The 16,866-nt window shown below is 62.6% G+C and carries 14 protein-coding genes and 2 pseudogenes; 7 read left to right on the plus strand and 9 right to left on the minus strand.

Annotation, left to right across the window (positions count from 1 at the left end):
- Positions 1-10: 10 nt before the first annotated feature.
- From X738_RS52860 to X738_RS80760, 3 genes are read left to right on the plus strand one after another with little or no spacing between them, the layout of a single operon-like run.
- Positions 11-3,778 carry a vitamin B12-dependent ribonucleotide reductase gene (locus X738_RS52860; RefSeq protein WP_023798207.1) on the plus strand — a complete coding sequence of 1,256 codons (3,768 nt, stop codon included), beginning with the start codon at positions 11-13 and terminating at the stop codon, positions 3,776-3,778.
- 15 nt (positions 3,779-3,793) lie between these two features.
- Positions 3,794-4,138, plus strand: coding sequence for a helix-turn-helix domain-containing protein (locus X738_RS52865; protein WP_023798208.1), 345 nt, complete (start codon positions 3,794-3,796; stop codon positions 4,136-4,138).
- Entirely contained in the window at positions 4,105-4,704 is a 600-nt protein-coding gene (locus X738_RS80760; RefSeq protein WP_156942567.1) for an ImmA/IrrE family metallo-endopeptidase, read from the plus strand. Before X738_RS52865 ends, X738_RS80760 begins: the two co-directional genes overlap by 34 nt.
- Before the next feature lie 233 nt (positions 4,705-4,937).
- Here the strand turns inward: X738_RS80760 and X738_RS52870 are convergent, their stop codons facing one another.
- The 9 genes and pseudogenes from X738_RS52870 to X738_RS52905 form a co-directional block, all read right to left on the minus strand.
- A complete protein-coding gene (locus X738_RS52870) occupies positions 4,938-5,309 on the minus strand; it encodes an endonuclease domain-containing protein (RefSeq protein WP_023798210.1) in 372 nt (123 codons plus the stop codon).
- Positions 5,310-5,540: 231 nt separating this feature from the next.
- Positions 5,541-7,444 (minus strand): annotated as a pseudogene (locus X738_RS52875) (esterase-like activity of phytase family protein); the annotation flags it as partial.
- A gap of 102 nt (positions 7,445-7,546) precedes the next feature.
- Positions 7,547-7,840: pseudogene (locus X738_RS84640) on the minus strand (esterase-like activity of phytase family protein); the annotation flags it as partial.
- Between the two features lie 150 nt (positions 7,841-7,990).
- Complete coding sequence (locus X738_RS52880) at positions 7,991-9,007, minus strand: glycoside hydrolase family 25 protein (protein WP_023798211.1); 1,017 nt, start codon at positions 9,005-9,007, stop codon at positions 7,991-7,993.
- Positions 9,008-9,226: 219 nt separating this feature from the next.
- A complete protein-coding gene (locus X738_RS52885) occupies positions 9,227-9,475 on the minus strand; it encodes a hypothetical protein (RefSeq protein ID WP_023798212.1) in 249 nt (82 codons plus the stop codon).
- Between the two features lie 121 nt (positions 9,476-9,596).
- A complete protein-coding gene (locus X738_RS52890) occupies positions 9,597-9,995 on the minus strand; it encodes a GFA family protein (protein ID WP_023798213.1) in 399 nt (132 codons plus the stop codon).
- 186 nt (positions 9,996-10,181) lie between these two features.
- Positions 10,182-11,138, minus strand: a complete 957-nt coding sequence (locus X738_RS52895) for an alpha/beta fold hydrolase (RefSeq protein ID WP_023798214.1) — start codon at positions 11,136-11,138, stop codon at positions 10,182-10,184.
- Positions 11,139-11,164: 26 nt separating this feature from the next.
- Entirely contained in the window at positions 11,165-11,650 is a 486-nt protein-coding gene (locus tag X738_RS52900) for an SRPBCC family protein (RefSeq protein WP_023798215.1), read from the minus strand.
- A 136-nt stretch (positions 11,651-11,786) separates the two neighbouring features.
- Positions 11,787-12,035 (minus strand): ParB N-terminal domain-containing protein, encoded by a 249-nt coding sequence (locus tag X738_RS52905; RefSeq protein WP_023798216.1) that lies wholly within the window; start codon positions 12,033-12,035, stop codon positions 11,787-11,789.
- 156 nt (positions 12,036-12,191) lie between these two features.
- Between X738_RS52905 and X738_RS52910 the strand changes: the two genes are divergently transcribed.
- The 4 genes from X738_RS52910 (at position 12,192) to X738_RS52925 (ending at position 16,861) form a co-directional block, all read left to right on the plus strand.
- Complete coding sequence (locus tag X738_RS52910) at positions 12,192-13,832, plus strand: N,N-dimethylformamidase beta subunit family domain-containing protein (protein WP_023798217.1); 1,641 nt, start codon at positions 12,192-12,194, stop codon at positions 13,830-13,832.
- 1 nt (position 13,833) lies between these two features.
- Complete coding sequence (locus X738_RS52915; protein WP_023798218.1) at positions 13,834-15,213, plus strand: aminotransferase family protein; 1,380 nt, start codon at positions 13,834-13,836, stop codon at positions 15,211-15,213.
- Positions 15,214-15,216: 3 nt separating this feature from the next.
- Positions 15,217-16,146, plus strand: a complete 930-nt coding sequence (locus X738_RS52920) for a 3-keto-5-aminohexanoate cleavage protein (RefSeq protein WP_023798219.1) — start codon at positions 15,217-15,219, stop codon at positions 16,144-16,146.
- Positions 16,147-16,357: 211 nt separating this feature from the next.
- The gene (locus X738_RS52925; RefSeq protein WP_031254578.1) at positions 16,358-16,861 is read left to right on the plus strand and encodes a GNAT family N-acetyltransferase; all 504 of its coding nucleotides are present in this window, start codon (positions 16,358-16,360) and stop codon (positions 16,859-16,861) included.
- Positions 16,862-16,866: the final 5 nt, after the last annotated feature.

Below are 16,866 nucleotides of genomic sequence, written 5' to 3' on the forward strand. Positions count from 1 at the left end.
GATAGGACCAATGCGCATCGAGCGTCGTTTCACCAAGCAAGGGCAGTCTGCTTATTCGGAGATCGAATTCCGCAAGGCGCTTTCGGAGATCAAGAATCCGGATGGCTCGGTGGTGTTCCGCTTGGACAATATCGATGTGCCGGCGCAGTTCAGCCAGGTTGCCGCCGACATCCTGGCGCAGAAGTATTTCCGCAAGGCCGGCGTGCCGGCACGGCTGAAGAAGGTCGAGGAGAACGACGTTCCCTCCTTCCTGTGGCGCTCCGTCGCCGACGAGGCCGAGTTGGCAAAGCTGCCGGAGGCCGAGCGCTACGGCTCCGAAATCGACGCCCGCCAGGTCTTCGACCGCCTCGCCGGCACCTGGACCTATTGGGGGTGGAAGGGCGGCTACTTCAAGTCGGAGGAAGACGCGCGCGCCTTCCGCGACGAGATCGCCTATATGTTGGCCACCCAGCGCGTTGCGCCGAATTCGCCGCAATGGTTCAACACCGGCCTGCACTGGGCCTACGGCATCGACGGCCCGAGCCAGGGCCACTTCTATGTCGACCCGTTCACCGGCAAGCTGACCAAGTCGAAGTCTTCCTACGAGCATCCGCAGCCGCATGCCTGCTTCATCCAGGGCGTGCAGGACGATCTCGTCAACGAAGGCGGTATCATGGATTTGTGGGTGCGTGAAGCGCGGCTGTTCAAATACGGCTCCGGCACCGGCTCCAACTTCTCGTTCCTGCGCGGCGAAGGCGAAAAACTGTCCGGCGGCGGCCGCTCGTCCGGCCTGATGAGCTTCCTCAAGATCGGCGACCGCGCGGCGGGCGCCATCAAGTCGGGCGGCACGACGCGCCGCGCTGCAAAGATGGTCATCGTCGACGCCGACCATCCCGATATCGAGGAGTTCATCGACTGGAAGGTCAATGAGGAGCAGAAGGTCGCTTCGCTGGTCACCGGCTCGAAGATCGTCAAGAAGCACCTCGAAGCGATCATGAAGGCCTGCATCAACTGCGAAGGCCAGGACGACGATTGCTTCGACCCGGCCATCAACACCGCGCTGAAGCGTGAGATCAAGCTGGCCAAGAAGGACGGGGTGCCGGAGAACTACATCTACCGCGTCATCCAGTTCGCCAGGCAGGGCTACACCTCGATGTCGTTCAAGACCTACGACACCGACTGGGATTCGGACGCCTACCTCACGGTTTCGGGCCAGAACTCCAACAATTCGGTCTCGCTGAAGGACGATTTCCTGCGCGCCGTAGAGCAGGACGGCGACTGGCATCTCACCGCCCGCAAGGACGGCAAGGTGATGAAGACGCTGAAGGCCAGGGATCTGTGGGAGAAGATCGGCTATGCCGCCTGGGCGTCGGCCGACCCGGGCCTGCACTTCAACACGACGATGAACGACTGGCACACCTGCGCCGCGGCCGGTGCGATCCGGGCGTCCAACCCGTGCTCGGAATACATGTTCCTCGACGACACCGCCTGCAACCTGGCCTCGATCAACCTGCTGCCCTATCGCAACGCCGACGGCACCATCGACATCGCTGCCTACGAGCACACGGTTCGGCTGTGGACCATGGTGCTGGAAATTTCCGTCATGATGGCGCAGTTCCCGTCGAAGGAGATCGCCAAGCTCTCCTACGAATACCGCACGCTCGGCCTCGGCTACGCCAATATTGGCGGCCTGCTGATGACCTCGGGCATTCCCTATGATTCCGACGAGGGCCGCGCCATCTGCGCAGCACTCACCGCCATCATGACCGGCACCGCCTATGCCACCTCGGCCGAAATGGCCGCCGAGCTCGGCGCCTTCCCCGATTACGACCGCAATGCCGAGAACATGCTGCGTGTCATGCGCAACCATCGCCGAGCCGCCTATGGCGACAAGGACGGCTACGAGAAACTCGCCGTCAACCCGGTGCCGCTGGTCGCCTCCGACCTGAAGCAGCCGGAGCTTGCCGCCCATGCCAAGGCTGCCTGGGACCGCGCCATCGAGCTCGGCGAGGAGCATGGCTACCGCAATGCGCAGGCGACCGTGATCGCGCCGACCGGCACGATCGGCCTGGTCATGGATTGCGACACCACCGGTATCGAGCCCGACTTCGCGCTGGTCAAATTCAAGAAGCTGGCCGGCGGCGGCTATTTCAAGATCATCAACCGCGCCGTCCCTGAAGCGCTGCGCACGCTCGGCTATTCGGAAAGCCAGATCGCCGAGATCGAGGCCTATGCGGTCGGCCACGGCAATCTGAACCAGGCGCCTGCCATCAACCCAGGCTCGCTTAGGGCAAAGGGTTTTACCGACGACAAGATCGCAGCGCTCAATGCGGCGTTGAAGTCGGCCTTCGACATCAAGTTCGTCTTCAACCAGTGGACGCTGGGTGCCGATTGGGTGAAGGAGACGTTTGGCTTCACCGACGAGCAGCTCAACGATTTCTCGTTCGAGATGCTGCCGGCGCTCGGCTTCTCGAAGAAGGACATCGAGGCCGCCAACATCCATGTCTGCGGGGCGATGACCCTCGAGGGAGCACCATTTCTGAAAGACCAACATCTGCCGGTGTTCGACTGCGCCAGCCCGTGCGGCAAGATCGGTAAGCGTTCACTGTCGATCAACAGCCACATCCAGATGATGGCGGCGGCGCAGCCGTTCATCTCCGGCGCCATTTCCAAGACCATCAACATGCCGAACGACGCGACGGTGGAAGACGCCAAGGGCGCCTACATGCTGTCGTGGAAGCTGGCGCTGAAGGCCAACGCGCTCTATCGCGACGGCTCGAAACTCTCGCAGCCGCTCAACGCCTCGCTGCTTGCCGACGTCGAAGACGACGAGGACGATGCCGTCGAGCAGCTGATCGCAGCACCTGCTTCACAGCGCGCCGTGCAGGTGACCGAAAAGATCGTCGAACGCGTCGTCGAACGCCTCTATCGCGACCGCGAAAAGCTGCCGAACCGCCGCAAGGGCTATACCCAGAAAGCGGTCGTCGGCGGCCACAAGGTCTATCTGCGCACCGGCGAATTCGACGACGGCCGTCTCGGCGAGATCTTCATCGACATGCACAAGGAAGGTGCGGCCTTCCGGGCGATGATGAACAACTTCGCCATCGCCATCTCGCTCGGCCTGCAATATGGCGTGCCGCTCGAGGAATATGTCGAAGCCTTCACCTTCACCAAATTCGAGCCGGCCGGCATGGTGCAGGGCAACGACGCGATCAAGAACGCCACGTCGATCCTCGACTACGTGTTCCGTGAGCTTGCCGTGTCCTATCTTGCCCGTCACGACCTCGCCCATGTCGACCAGTCGGATTTCGACAAGACCGCACTCGGCCGCGGCATCAACGAAGGCAAGGCGACGCCGTTCTCGAAGGGGCTGACCCGCGGCGTCTCGCCGGTCAAGCTGGTATCGGGCATGGGTGCCGACCCCAAGGGGTTCGGGGGTTCAAGCCCCTCTCCCGCTCCCACTCGCTCGGCGCCGACGGCGTTCTCAGGCTCCAACGTGCTGGCGCTGAAGCCGGCCAGCGACGAAGCGATCGCCTATAAGCGAGACTACGAGGAGCGGGCGAAGGAGTTGGTCGAGGACATCGTCTACGAGGAAGCAACCGACCCAACTGGGCTGTTCACCGACGATGCCGCAAAGGAAGCGGCCGAGGCCAAGGCGCTTGCCGCGACAAGGCGTCAGCAATCCTTGATGCAGGGCTACACCGGCAACGAATGCTCCGAATGCCACAATTTTACGATGGTGCGGAACGGCACGTGCGAGAAGTGCGACACTTGTGGCTCGACGAGCGGGTGTAGCTGAGGAGGAGCTAGAGCAATGAAGAACATTGTCGCACTTATCGCCCTCGGCAAAATGTTGGAGCGGGCGCGCCGGGAAAAACGCTTGACGTCGTATCAAGTGGGCCAAGCACTTGGCGTCGCGACTGCGTTCGTAAGCAGTGTGGAAAACGGGGAGATTGATCCGAGCCACGTTGATTTTGAGCGAGTTGTCGCGTTTGTTGGATTGCCGTTGAAGGTGGTCGACGACTGCAAGAGGCCGCCTCGGACAATCAAGCTTGACTCGTCGGAGAACCCCTCCTCCAACGAGCGGGTAAATGTGGTCGATCTGGAGCTCTACAGAAAGCAAAAATGGCAACAGATATCTTTGTTCGACAAGGACTAACGCAACATCAGATGGCGAAGGTGGCGAGCAAATATCGCCATGAATTTGATCTGGCTCACACCGAGTTTGTGAGCATTGTTGAAGTTCTCGAATTTAAGATACCCGTCACTTATCCGGGTTTCCGTCTTGTTGTCCGAAGTAGAGTTGACTTGGCTGAAGAGGCTGTCACTGAAACTAGAAACGACAGGATATTAGTTCGAGAGGATATTTATAACGGCGCTTGCGAAGGGGATGCTTATAGTCGCTTTGTCTTAGCTCACGAGCTTGGGCACTTTCTTCTCCACAGGGAAACTTTGAAAGATCTCCATACAGTTTCATCTGGAGAATATACTGAAAACATCAAAAACCTGAATGCAATTGAGAGCGCAGAAGATCAAGCGACCATTTTTGCGCGTCATTTTTTAGTACACCCAGCAGTTGCGTTCCGGTACAAAGAAGATGTCGATATCCTATGTAGGAAGACTGGGGTTCCACGCGACGAAGCGGCTGCCGCTATTACGATCTCAAAGCGCCAAGAGATGTTCAAGATTCGGAATGGCGAACTAGGATCTGAAGCCTGCTTTTAGCTTCGATGCCCTCGCTGCTTCGCCCAATCAAGTCGGCGACATTCGAGATTGGCCCAAGCGCAAATGCGGACGCTCTCCCTTCTCCGCTTGTGGGAGAAGGTGGCCGAGCGAAGCTCGGTCGGATGAGGGGTGTTCCAGCTTGGCACCGATGGCGATCCGTCCAACACCCCTCAACCGTCTCAGCGCTGCGCGCCAATCCACCTTCTCCCACAAGGGGAGAAGGGAAGACCGCGCTACCGCCACGGCTGCAAACTCTCATCGCGGACATAAGCGATGATGGTGTCGCAGACGGCGTTCAAATCCCGCAGCACCTCGTCGTTCCAGAAGCGCAGCACACGAAAGCTCCTTCCCTTCAATTCGGCGTCTCGCTCCCGATCGTAGTTCCGAACCCGCGTGCTGGCTGCCGTCATCTCGACGATCAGCCTGGCCTCGGCGCAAACGAAATCGGCGATGAATTTGCCGACGGGAGCCTGACGCCGGAATTTGATACGATCGAGCCTGCGTCCGCGCAGTTCGTGCCACAGGCGGTCTTCCGCCTCCGTTGGCTCGCGGCGCATCGAGCGGGCGAAACGACGTTTTTTCGGAGCGACGGGCTGATGCGGCATTGGGGCGAGATTACCCAGCCTTGGCGCTCCGTCCAGCACCATCGTACGCAAATCGCTGACGTTCGAGATTGGCTCCCCCTTCTCCCCTTGTGGGAGAAGGTGTCGCCGAAGGCGACGGATGAGGGGTGTTCCAGCTTGTCAAAAACCGCACTCCGTCCAGCACCCCTCAACCGTCTTGGCGCTACGCGCCAATCCACCTTCTCCCACAAGGGGAGAAGGAAAGAACCACCCTCAGTTCACGGCGCTGATATTGCCGAGGCGTAAAAACAGGGTTTCGCCGGAAGAATCGTCGACGCCGTCATTGTCGGTGGCGACGAAGATGTCGCCGTTCTTGTCGATGGTGAATCCTTCGACCTTGTCGGCGACATAGCCGTTGGTGGCTGATTTCAGGTCACCGACGATGTCGCGCACCAGCGTCTTTTCGACCAACGGCAGGTCGCCACCAAGCTTGGCCGGTTTGAAGGCGTCGAGCGCCACCGAATAGATGCGCTTCACCTTGGCCAGGTCGCCGATCTGGTTGTCGCGTTCGAGGATGTAGAGCTTGCCGTCATGCGTGGTGATCTCCGACAGGCCCATCCAGCCAGCTTCGGTCGCTTCGAGCGGGTAGCGCATCGCCGACCATTCCTTGGCCTTGGGCTTGTAGGCCAAGAGCTTGACCTGGCCCTTGGGGTCGTCGGCCCATTCGCGTTGCACGGCCATCACCAGCGTCAGGTCGTCGCCTTTGCCGATCGCGGTGATGCCTTCGAGACCGAAGCGGCTCTGGTGGGCGAGCAGTTCCGTCGGGAAGCCGATTTCCTGCTTGATCACGCCCTTGTCGTCGACGCGCAGGATGGCGTGTGGGACGAGCTTTGCCGGATCGCCTTCATTGGCCAGCCAGAAGCCGCCTTCACCGTCGGCGACAAGACCCTCGATGTCGATCTTCTGTGCAGGATGGCCATCACGCGTGACGATGGTCTTGCCGGTGATCAGCGCCGGCGTCTGGGTGGCATCGATCTCGAAGATCGAGGGCGCGTTGGCGTAGAAAGAGTCCGAGGCAGCGAACAGCTTGCCGGCAGTGTCGCCGGCCGCGAGCGCCGAAAGCGCGCCCCAGCCGAGCGGCGTGCCGTCTGCCGTGGGCTTTGCCGTGATCATCGGGTAAGTGGCGGGACCCTCGGAGCGCTCGTAGATCATCACGTGCGAGCGGGCGAGCCCGTCCTCGACCAGGTCGGCCTCGTTGGCGGTGACCAGGAGATTGCGCGACGGGATCGCGACCAGGCCTTCCGGGCCGATGCCGGACGGCAGGATCTGGACAAACCGAGGCTCCGCACCCGTGTCCTTGTAGACGCCGACAACGGAGCCACGCTCCGAAGCGACGAAAATCAGCCTGTCCTCGCCGAACGTGCCGGTCTCGAGACCTTCCGGCTCGACGCCCTTCTTGTTGCGGTCGTCGGGATAATGGCCGGCATTGGCGACCTGGTACTCAAGGGACGGACCGGATTCGTAGAGGACCTCGCCCTTCTTGCTGAAGATCGTGAAGCCGCGCGAGCCGCCCTTGTAGTCGCCTTCGTTGGCAACGACGAGGCGGTCATTGTCGAGCCATTTCACGGCGTCGGGCTCGCGCGCGACGTTTTCGATCTTGCCATCGAACGACAAGGCACCGTTCTTCCTGGTGTCGATCTTGTCCAGAGTGGCCGAGCCTGCGGAAAAGTGCGTGACGATCGCGCCGGTTTCGGCGTTGACGATGGCGATGTGATTATTTTCCTGCAGCGTGACCGCGATCTCGCCGGCCTCGTTGAAGGCGACGAATTCCGGCTCGGGATCTTCCCCAGCGACTTCGGCAATGCCCGCCAGGTTGACTGTCTTCATCGTCGCGCAATCAGGCTGGCCTCGGCAAGCATGAAAATCCTAAGGTCGCCCGCCGGCATCTGCGGAATTTCTCCGTCGTTCAGATCCTCGTCGCGCTCGTTCTCGATGGCGATGGCCAAAAACTTGCCGTCCTTGCTGAACGCCAGCGAGTCCGGTTGGCCGCCGAGGTCGCAAGTGCTTTCGATCGCCTTGGAGGCAAGGTCGATAACGGTGAGGTTGCCCGAAGGCCTGGCTTTGCTTTCCGACGTGTTGACGCCGGCCAGCACCTTGCCGCCGATGACCACAACCGGGTCGGCTCGCCTGCTATCTTGACGATGCCGCNCCCGAAGGCCTGGCTTTGCTTTCCGACGTGTTGACGCCGGCCAGCACCTTGCCGCCGATGACCACAACCGGGTCGGCTCGCCTGCTATCTTGACGATGCCGCCGGCCTTGGGCGCCTTGGGATCGGCGATGTCGATGAAGCCGACAGCACCGAGCGGGCTATCGGAATAAACCAGCGTCATGCCGTCTTCGCTCGCCGTGATGATCTCGGACGAAGTCGGCGTGGTGTTCTCGACGTTTCCCGGCAGGTTACCGGCGACTGCGAAGCTCGCGACCCGGTTGAACATCATGTCGGCATGGGCCGGCAGCGAAACCGAGGCAGCAAGCGCTGCCGTCAGGACGAAAAGCGCGGAATGGCGGGGCACGGGTGGCGTCTCCTGTTCGAATGGAAGCCACCTGATTGCGGGAACGACATTTCAATGCGATGACGGATCGATGACACTTCCGCGACAGGCGGCCAGGTCCGTCAATATTCACCTCATGCTGGCCTGCGAATGGGCGCTTTCCTCGGCCGCCTACTCCGCCTCGGCCACCATCTGCCGCCCGCCAGCCCAGTTCCGCCAGGCTCTCTCGTCGCCGTGGAAGACGTTGAGGTCGATGCGGCCCCTCACCCCATGCGACAGGCCGGAGCCGGAATACTGCCAGAACACCCATTTGCGGCCGGGATAGACCTTTGACGGGTGCTGTGCCACCGCGCGCAGCCAGAATGGATAGTCCAGAAATGCGCCTCTGAGATTGTCGCGGTAGAAATCAGGCGCGGTGTAGATGATGGGCCGCTGGCCGTAGTGGCGCTCGAGCTTGTCCATGAAGACCTGCATCTTCTCCAGCACCTTTTGCCGCGTCGGCCGCCGCTTGCAGCTGGATTCGCCGTTCCACTCGACATCGATCACCGGCGGCAAGGCGCCCTCGACCCTCGGCACGTTGCGGATGAACCAGTCAGCCTGCTCACCAGCGGTGCGGCACCAGTAGAAGAAGTGATAGGCGCCGCGCTTGAGGCCGGCGGCGTCGGCATTGCGCCAGTTCTTCCTGAACATCGGGTCGAGGTGATCGCCGCCGTCGGTCGCCTTGATGTAGGCGAAGTTCGCGCCCTGCGCGCGCAGCTTCGCCCAGTTCACGTTGCCTTGCCAGCGCGAGACGTCGACGCCGTGAACGGCGAGGTGTCTGGGCGATGCCCTGCCGAAATTGATCGGCTTGGCGTCACGGAAACGATAGCGCTGGACCGGCTCGGCGAGCATCGGTGCTGCCCGTGCCAGCCGCTTCGGCGCCACCAGGGCAATCGGCTCGAGGGGTGGCTCGATGCTTTCGGCAGGCTCCGGAGTGGCCATCGCCACAGTCTGCTCCGTCGCCTCCTCCTGCGCGAAGTCGGGTTCGACATCGGCAGCGCCGACCGACGCCACCGGCGCGGGCGGCCGCACAACCGAACTGGTCGTCTCGCTGGACGGCACTTGCAGCGCGTCGACGCCGGACGTGGACGTGCAGCCGGCAAGGCAAAGTGACGCGATCGAGAAGATGACGACGCCTGATAACCGCATCTGGACCTGTACGCAGAACACAACAGACCGAGGGCAAGACAACGCCGCCGGACAAACCAGTCCGGATTACTAACAAGAAATTACCAACAAAGTTTGAATCAAATTGTTAGGGCAGAGGGGCTGGGCAAGGCGCTCGCTCTATCACCGTAGCGGTGAGAGCCTGGAAACGCCGCAGGACCGAAGGCGCGCGAAGGATCGCCGACGCCTGCAGGCCGCTGCTTAGCCGCACAACCATAGATTGTGGCAGCTCTCGGCTACCATATGAGCGGGCGGGACGGAGCGGTCGGTGCCAAGGCGATCAGAGTTGGGGCGATCGGTGACGGGATTGACCGGCGCATCATCATCCCGGCGAACCTTTTCTTCGAGCAGCGAGCGAAGCTCGGCCGGCTGCACGTGGTCACGCTCCATCACCAGCTTGACCATCGGATCGCTCAAAAGCTCATCCAGGGTGTTAATTCTGTCGTTCATCTGTCGCCTCCTTCGACTGCCGACCCGCAGGCAATAGATAGGCGGCAATGATGGCTCGCCAATGACGCTTTGCCGGCTATCTCGTGTCTCGGACGAAAAAAATTTGGGCACGCCCTGCGCCTCAGTTGGGCGGGGGCGCGCCTTCATATTGCGGCAGTTCGTCGTCGAGTTGCACCCAGGGCTGCTTCGAGGCGGTCCAGATATGCATCTGCGGTTTGAACATGGAAGGTTCGTCGAGCGAGCCGGAGGTGATGCCGATGATGCCGGCGGAGTCGCGCCGGGAAAACATCGTCGTGCCGCAGCCCGGGCAGAAGCCGCGCTTGAGATCGGGCGAGGAATTCACCGTCGCCACCGGCCCGTCAATGGTCACATCGTCGATACGGAACAGCACGCGGGCGTTGAAGGCCGCGCCCAGCGCCTTCTGGCAAAGCCGGCAATGGCAGACGCGCTCGTTGATCGGCGCGGCCTCAGTGCGGTAGCGCACTGCCCCGCACAGGCAGCCACCCTGATATTTCGCCATTGCCTTAGCCCGTCTTTCTGAAGATTGGCAGGAAGGTAGCTGCCGGGATAGGAGCGTCAATTGAAAAGCTTTATGGCGCCATCTGTTGGCGTGATGCGGCAGGCCGAATGTACGATCAGGCGCGATGCGCAACGAGCGTCGCCGGCCATCTCGCGGGAGGACGGCCGGCAGGCAGTTGTCAGGCGGTCAGTGCGTTTCTCTGACGATCTCGTCCCAGGTCTTGACGTTGGTCTCGCCATTGAGGAAGGGCAGTGCGGCGGCCACCAGTTCCGGCGCGAAAAACACGTCGTAGTGGGTGCGGTTCGGCAGGATGGCCAAGCGGTTCTGCGACAGGTTCTCGCGCATCCAGCCGGCGTCCTTCAGCCCGCCGCCGAGCATCTGATAGAACTTGATCTCATGCTCGGGCCGGTACATGTCGCTGTCGCCAAATATCAGCATGACCGGCATCTTCAGCTTCGCCACGCCGGCGGAGTAGTCGTAGTCCTTGCGCATATGGGTGCCCAGCTGGTCGAGCAGTTTTGGAAAATCCTGCGGGTGCGGCGCGACCGCCACGTAGGATTTGTACATCGGCGTGTCCTTCATCATGTCGGCCATCGCCGCGCCGACCTGCGCCTGCTGAGTACGCATGTCGGCATAGAAGCCGTCCGAGGCATAGCCGGTCGAGACCAGCACCAGCCGGCGCACTGTCTCGGGATGCTGGACGGCCATGCGGAAGGCGACGCCGCCGCCCAGCGAGTAACCCATGACGTCGACTTTGTCGTAGCCGAGCGCCTTGACGATCGCCGCCATGTCGTCACCCATCGCCTCAAGGTTCAACGGCCGATCGCCGAGCGCGGTGCGGCCGTGACCATGCAGGTCGACGCCAATGACGGTGCGGCTTTCGGCAAGTTTTGGCAGGATCGGCGCAAACATGTCGGTGGTGCCGAGCCCACCATGCAGCAGAAGCAGCGGCTCGCCCTGGCCATAGACGGCGTAATAGTAATTCAGGCCATTGATCGGCAGCAGGCCGGATTTCGCCGGCTTCGGCATGGCTTTCGTTTCGCTGGTCATGGACGGCTTTACGTCCTCGGCATTGCTGGCGCCCGGCGCGGCGAACAACGCCGCGGCCGAGGCGAAAATGGCGAAAAACATCGATCTGGACATGTCGGTCTCCTTGCGTCCCGCCGATATCAAAGCCGCCTGGCGACTTCTTCGAGCTGGTCGGCGCACTGGCCCCAGCCCTCGTGAAAGCCCATCTTCTCGTGCTCTTCGCGGTCAGTGACCGACCAATGCGCAACCCGGGCGATGTAGCGGGTCTTGCCCTCGCCCTCATCCTCAAAGGTCAGCACGACCGTCATGAACGGCTTTTCGGACGGCTCCCACGCCTTTGTGTAGGCGTCGGTGAGAACGATCTTTTTGCCCGGCACGACTTCGAGGAAGACCCCGGGGTTCGGGAATTCGTTGCCGTCGGGACCGGCCATCACAACCAGGCTGGAGCCGCCGGTGCGTACGTCCATTTCGGCGCGCGGCGTCGTCCACGGCTTTGGCGCGAACCATTGCGTCACGAGCGTCGGCTCGGTCCAGCAGCGATAGACGTTCTCGCGCGGCGCATCGATGATGCGGGCAAGAACCACTTCGCGGTCGGAGCTGGGGGCGATGTCGAGCTTGGTCGTCATGATGGTCTCCTCACTTGCTTGCAAAAGGGTTGCTTGAATGCCGGTTTCCGTCTCAAGGACGAGCGGGCAACGCGCAGCCCGACACGGTCTCGCGAAAAATCTCGCTAGACCGATTTAGGCGGGCGGCCGCGTAAACCTAGTGGCGCTTGGCTTGCACCAGATAGGCTTCGATCTCGGTCTCGCCGAGCCACTTTGCCGCTTCCAGCCGGTGCAGGCCTTCAACCAGGATATGGCGCTTGCCGTCGTGGCGCACCTGGATCGGCGTCTTCATGCCGTTTTCCAGAATGTCCTCGGCCAGATGCCGAACGGTCTCGGGATGCAGCGTCTTCCTGCGCGCGGTCGGCACGTAGATGTCGTCCACCCTGACCTTTTGCACTCTCAGCATGTCGGCTCCCGCGGCGGAAAAGGCCGCCTTTTGAGAGATAGTCGGTTTGACAGGCAAGGCCAAGGCCGGCTGTCAGCTATCGCTGGCCCGATCGTTTCCGATTGACGCTTGCCGAGCAGATGGCCGAAATGGCGATCTTCGATCATGCCGGTAGCCATGACTGACTTGCCGACCGAATTCCCCGATTTCGGACTGACGCCCCACCAGCGCCGGCAAGCGGTGCGCGGCCACTACTGGGAGTGGCCGGGCATGGACGGCGAACATGGCGAGGTCTGGTGCTACAGCGACCGTTTCTCATACCGTCGGGGCGAGACGGTGACGCTGCATGTCAGCTCGACGGCCTCCAGCTTCAGCATGGCGATCGTCCGCGACGGCGCCATCGAGACGAAAATGTTCGAGAAGGCCGGGATCGCGGCACGCTGGCAGGATACACCCGACCAATGTTCGGTCCTAGGCTGCGGCTGGGACGCGTCGTTTGAATTCCGCGTCGGCGACGACTGGCCGTCCGGCGCCTATCGCGTCACGCTGACGGCGGATGGCCGCGATGGCAAGCCGGTCCGCTGCCACCATCTTTTCATCGTTACCCCGCAGCCCGGCAAGAAACGGGGTCGTGTGCTGCAGGTCGCCGCCACCGGCACCTGGCTTGCCTACAACACTTGGGGCGGCTCCAATCATTACGAAGGCATCACCGGCCCGAACCGCGACCAGTATGCCCCAATGGTGTCGACGCAGCGGCCATGGTGCCGCGGCTTTGTTGTCCTGCCGAAGGAGGCGCCGCGCGTGCCGCTCGCGGTCGCCGTGGCGCCCAAAACCGTGCCGCGCTATCCGCATATGGAATGGGCCTTCGCCACCGGCCATTCGAAGAAATACGCCTCGTCGGGCTGGGCAAGCTATGACAGCCACTTCTTTCGTTTTGCAGAGCGTGCCGCCTATGCGGTCGACCTTGCCAGCCAGCACGAATTGCATTTCTCGCCCGAAATCCTCGACGGCTATGACTGCGTCGTCTTCGTCGGCCATGACGAATACTGGACCTGGGAGATGCGCGACGCTGTCGACGCCTATGTCGAGCGCGGCGGCCATGCGGCGCGCTTCGCCGGCAATTTCATGTGGCAGACCAGACTGGAGGACGAGGGCCGCCGTCAGGTCTGCTACAAATACCGCGCCCGCGCCGAGGATCCGGTCTATCGCGGCGGCGACGTGACCCGCGCCACCAACTCCTGGGAAGCACCGGAAATCGGCCGGCCGGGTGCGACGACCTTCGGGCTCAATGCGACCAGGGGCATCTACGCCGGCTGGGGCGGTTGCGCACCGCGCGGCGTGCGCGGCTTTCCGGTCTACCGGCCTGAGCATTGGGCGTTCGCCGGCACAGGCATCTATTACGGCGACCTGCTCGGCGCCGACAGCCATGTCTATGGCTATGAGGTCGACGGGCTCGACCACGAGATCCACGGCGGCCTGCCCTACCCGACGCCCGACAGCGGCGCGCCGGATGGGCTGGAAATCCTTGCGGTCGGCATGGCTGCGCAAGTCGAGGAGAGCGCCGACATCCCGTTCGAACACCAGTTTCTCGGCGACGAGGATGGACGCTTCACCGCCGAAACGCTGTTCGGCGAGGCGAGCGACGCCAATCTCGACAAGGTCAAGCGCGGCAACGGCATGATCGTCAATTTCCGGCGCGGCAAGGGCGAGGTGTTCCACGCCGGAAGCTGCGAATGGGTCGCCGGCCTGCTAAGGCAGGACGCGATGGTCGAGCGCGTCACCAGGAATGTACTCGACCGCTATCTCGGAAAGTCCTGACATGCTGAAGTCCCAGACCCCTGCCCCGGATACCGAGACGCGCCTGCCGTCGCATCTGTTCTATCTGTCCAGCCTGCGCCGGCCGCTGGTCGACCGCGCCGAAGGCATCTACATCTGGACGCAGGACGGCCGCCGCTTCATCGACGGGTCGAGCGGACCGATGGTCGCCAATATCGGTCATTCCAACCGCAACGTGCTCGATGCGATGAAGCGGCAGATGGATCGCGCCACCTTCGCCTATCGGCTGCACTTCGAGAACGAGCCGGCCGAGGACCTGGCACGGGAATTGGCCGGAAAACTGCCCGAAGGTCTGGACCGGATCTTCGTTGTCTCGGGCGGTTCGGAAGCGACGGAATCCTGCGTCAAGTTGGCGCGGCAATGGGCTGTCGCCACCGGACAGGCCAGCCGCTGGAAGGTGATCACGCGCTTTCCCTCCTATCATGGCGGCACGCTCGGGGCGCTCGCCGTCACCGGCGACGATGCGCTGGCCGAAACCTTTGCGCCGATGATGCAGGTCATGCCGACCGTGCCGGCGCCGGCAGCCTGGCGCGACCGCGACAATCTCTCGATGGAACAGCGCGGCGTCCGCTACGCCGATATGCTGGAGGAGAAGATCCTCGCCGAGGGACCGCAAAGCGTGCTCGCCTTCATCATGGAGCCGGTCGGCGGCGCTGCCACCGCCGCGCTGGTGGCGCCGGACAGCTATTATCCGCGCATCCGCGAAATCTGCGACCGCTACGGCATCCTGCTCATCCATGACGAAGTGATGAGCGGTGCCGGCCGCACCGGCAAATTCCTCGGCGGCGACCATTTTGACTGCAAGCCCGACATCGTCGCGCTGTCGAAGGGGCTGGGCTCGGGCTATGCGCCGCTCGGCGCGCTGGCGGCATCCATGCGGCTGGTGCAGCCGCTGCTCGCCTCCGGCGGCTTCCAGCATGGCCATACCTATGCCGGCAATCCGCTCGCCTGCGCTGCCGGGCTCGCCGTGCTTGGCGAAATGGACCGTCTCGACCTGATCGCCAATGCGGCTGGCATGGGCGATCTTTTGATGGCTGAGTTGAAGGGCCTGGCCAAGCGGTTTCCGTTCGTCGCCGACGTGCGCGGCAAGGGACTGCTGCTAGGCGCCGAGATGGTCGCCGACCCCGATACGCTGCGGCCGATCGCACCGGCGAAGAAGGCCACCCAGCGCCTGCTCGACCTCGCCTATGAGCGCGGCCTGATCATCTATGGGCGAAAGGTCAAGGGCGGGGTCGACGGCGACAATTTCATGGTGGCGCCGCCGATGATCGTCACGGCCGAGCAGATCGGCGAGATCGTCGCCATCATCGGTGACTCGCTGCAGGTGCTGGCCGGCGAACTCGACCTGCCGGTCGAAGGCTGAGCCATGGCGCCGCGAAAAGTCATCATCACCTGCGCCGTCACCGGGTCGGTGCACACGCCGTCGATGTCGCCGCATCTGCCGGTGACGCCGGACCAGATCGCCGCAGAGGCGATCGCGGCTGCCGAAGCCGGCGCCTCGATCCTGCATCTTCACGCCCGTGATCCGAAGGACGGGCGGCCGACCGCCGATCCTGATGTGTTCATGCATTTCTTGCCGCGCATCAAGCACGCGACATCAGCGGTGATCAACATCACCACCGGCGGCTCCTCGCTGATGACGCTCGACCAGCGGCTGGCCGCACCGCTCAGGGCCGAGCCCGAAATGTGCTCGCTCAACATGGGCTCGATGAATTTCGCGCTGTTCCCGATGCTCGACCGGTCAAGGGAGTGGCAGCACGAGTGGGAGCCGAAACTGCTGGAAGCGACCCGCGACACGATCTTCAAAAACACCTTTGCCGATATGGAGACCGTGCTCGAAAGACTTGGAAAGGGCTGCGGCACACGCTTCGAATTTGAATGCTACGATGTCGGCCACCTCTATTCACTGGCGCATTTTCGCGATCGAGGTCTGGTGTCGGGACCTCTGTTCATCCAGTTCGTGTTCGGCATTCTCGGCGGTATCGGCGCCGATCCCGACAATCTGGTCCATATGAAGCGCATCGCCGACAAACTGTTCGGCGACAGCTACCAGTTTTCGGTGCTGGCCGCCGGGCGCCACCAGATGCCGATGATTGCGATTGCGGCGGCGATGGGCGGCAATGTCCGCGTCGGGCTGGAGGACAGCCTTTACGACGGCCGCCAGCTGGCAAAGTCCAATGCCGACCAGGTGCGCCGCATCCGCAGCGTGCTCGACGGGCTGTCGCTGGACGTCGCCACGCCCACCGAGGCGCGCGAGATGCTGGCGCTCAAGGGCGGTGACCGGGTGGCGTTCTGAGATGGTTATGGCCTGAGATGCTTGCGTTCCGTCCCACCCCCCTCTGTCCTGCCGGACATCTCCCCCTCAAGGGGGGAGATCGGACATCACTGCGGCTTTCGCCAATTGCCGACGTTGCAGTATTGGCGACAAGACCGAAGCTGCCAATCTCCCCCCTTGCGGGGGAGATGGCCGGCAGGCCAGAGGGGGGTGCCTGGGCGCCCTGCCTGTCGTGACTACGCCATCAACAAACGTCCTCATCCGCCCCGGCCGCATCGAGGACGTCGAAACCATCCATGCCGCGATCCTGCGGCTTGGCGCGCATACCGGCGCACACCAGGAAATCACTTCTACGCCCGAAGACCTGCGCACCTGTGGCTTTGGCGAAAAACCTGCCTTCTCGACGCTTATCGCCGAAGTCGACGGCGAGTTTGCCGGCCTGTGCCTGCATTTCCCGATCTTCTCGACCTGGATGGGGCGGCCCGGCGTCTATGTGCAGGACCTCTATGTCGAAGATCGGTTTCGCGGCCGCAGGATCGGCGAACGCCTGCTGCGGCGTGTCGCCCGAGAATGCCGGAAGGACGGCGGCGCCTATCTCAGACTGTCCGTCGACAGCGACAATGAAACCGCCAAGGCCTTTTACGAAAGGCTGGGCATTGCCTGGTCGAGCTACGAGCAGGTGCAGAAGATCGTCGGCGACGCGTTCTTTGCCTTCGCCGATGCACCAGAGGAATGAGGGAA

The sequence above is a fragment of the Mesorhizobium sp. L48C026A00 genome (genome assembly GCF_000502375.1).
In the GTDB taxonomy this organism is placed as follows: domain Bacteria; phylum Pseudomonadota; class Alphaproteobacteria; order Rhizobiales; family Rhizobiaceae; genus Mesorhizobium; species Mesorhizobium muleiense.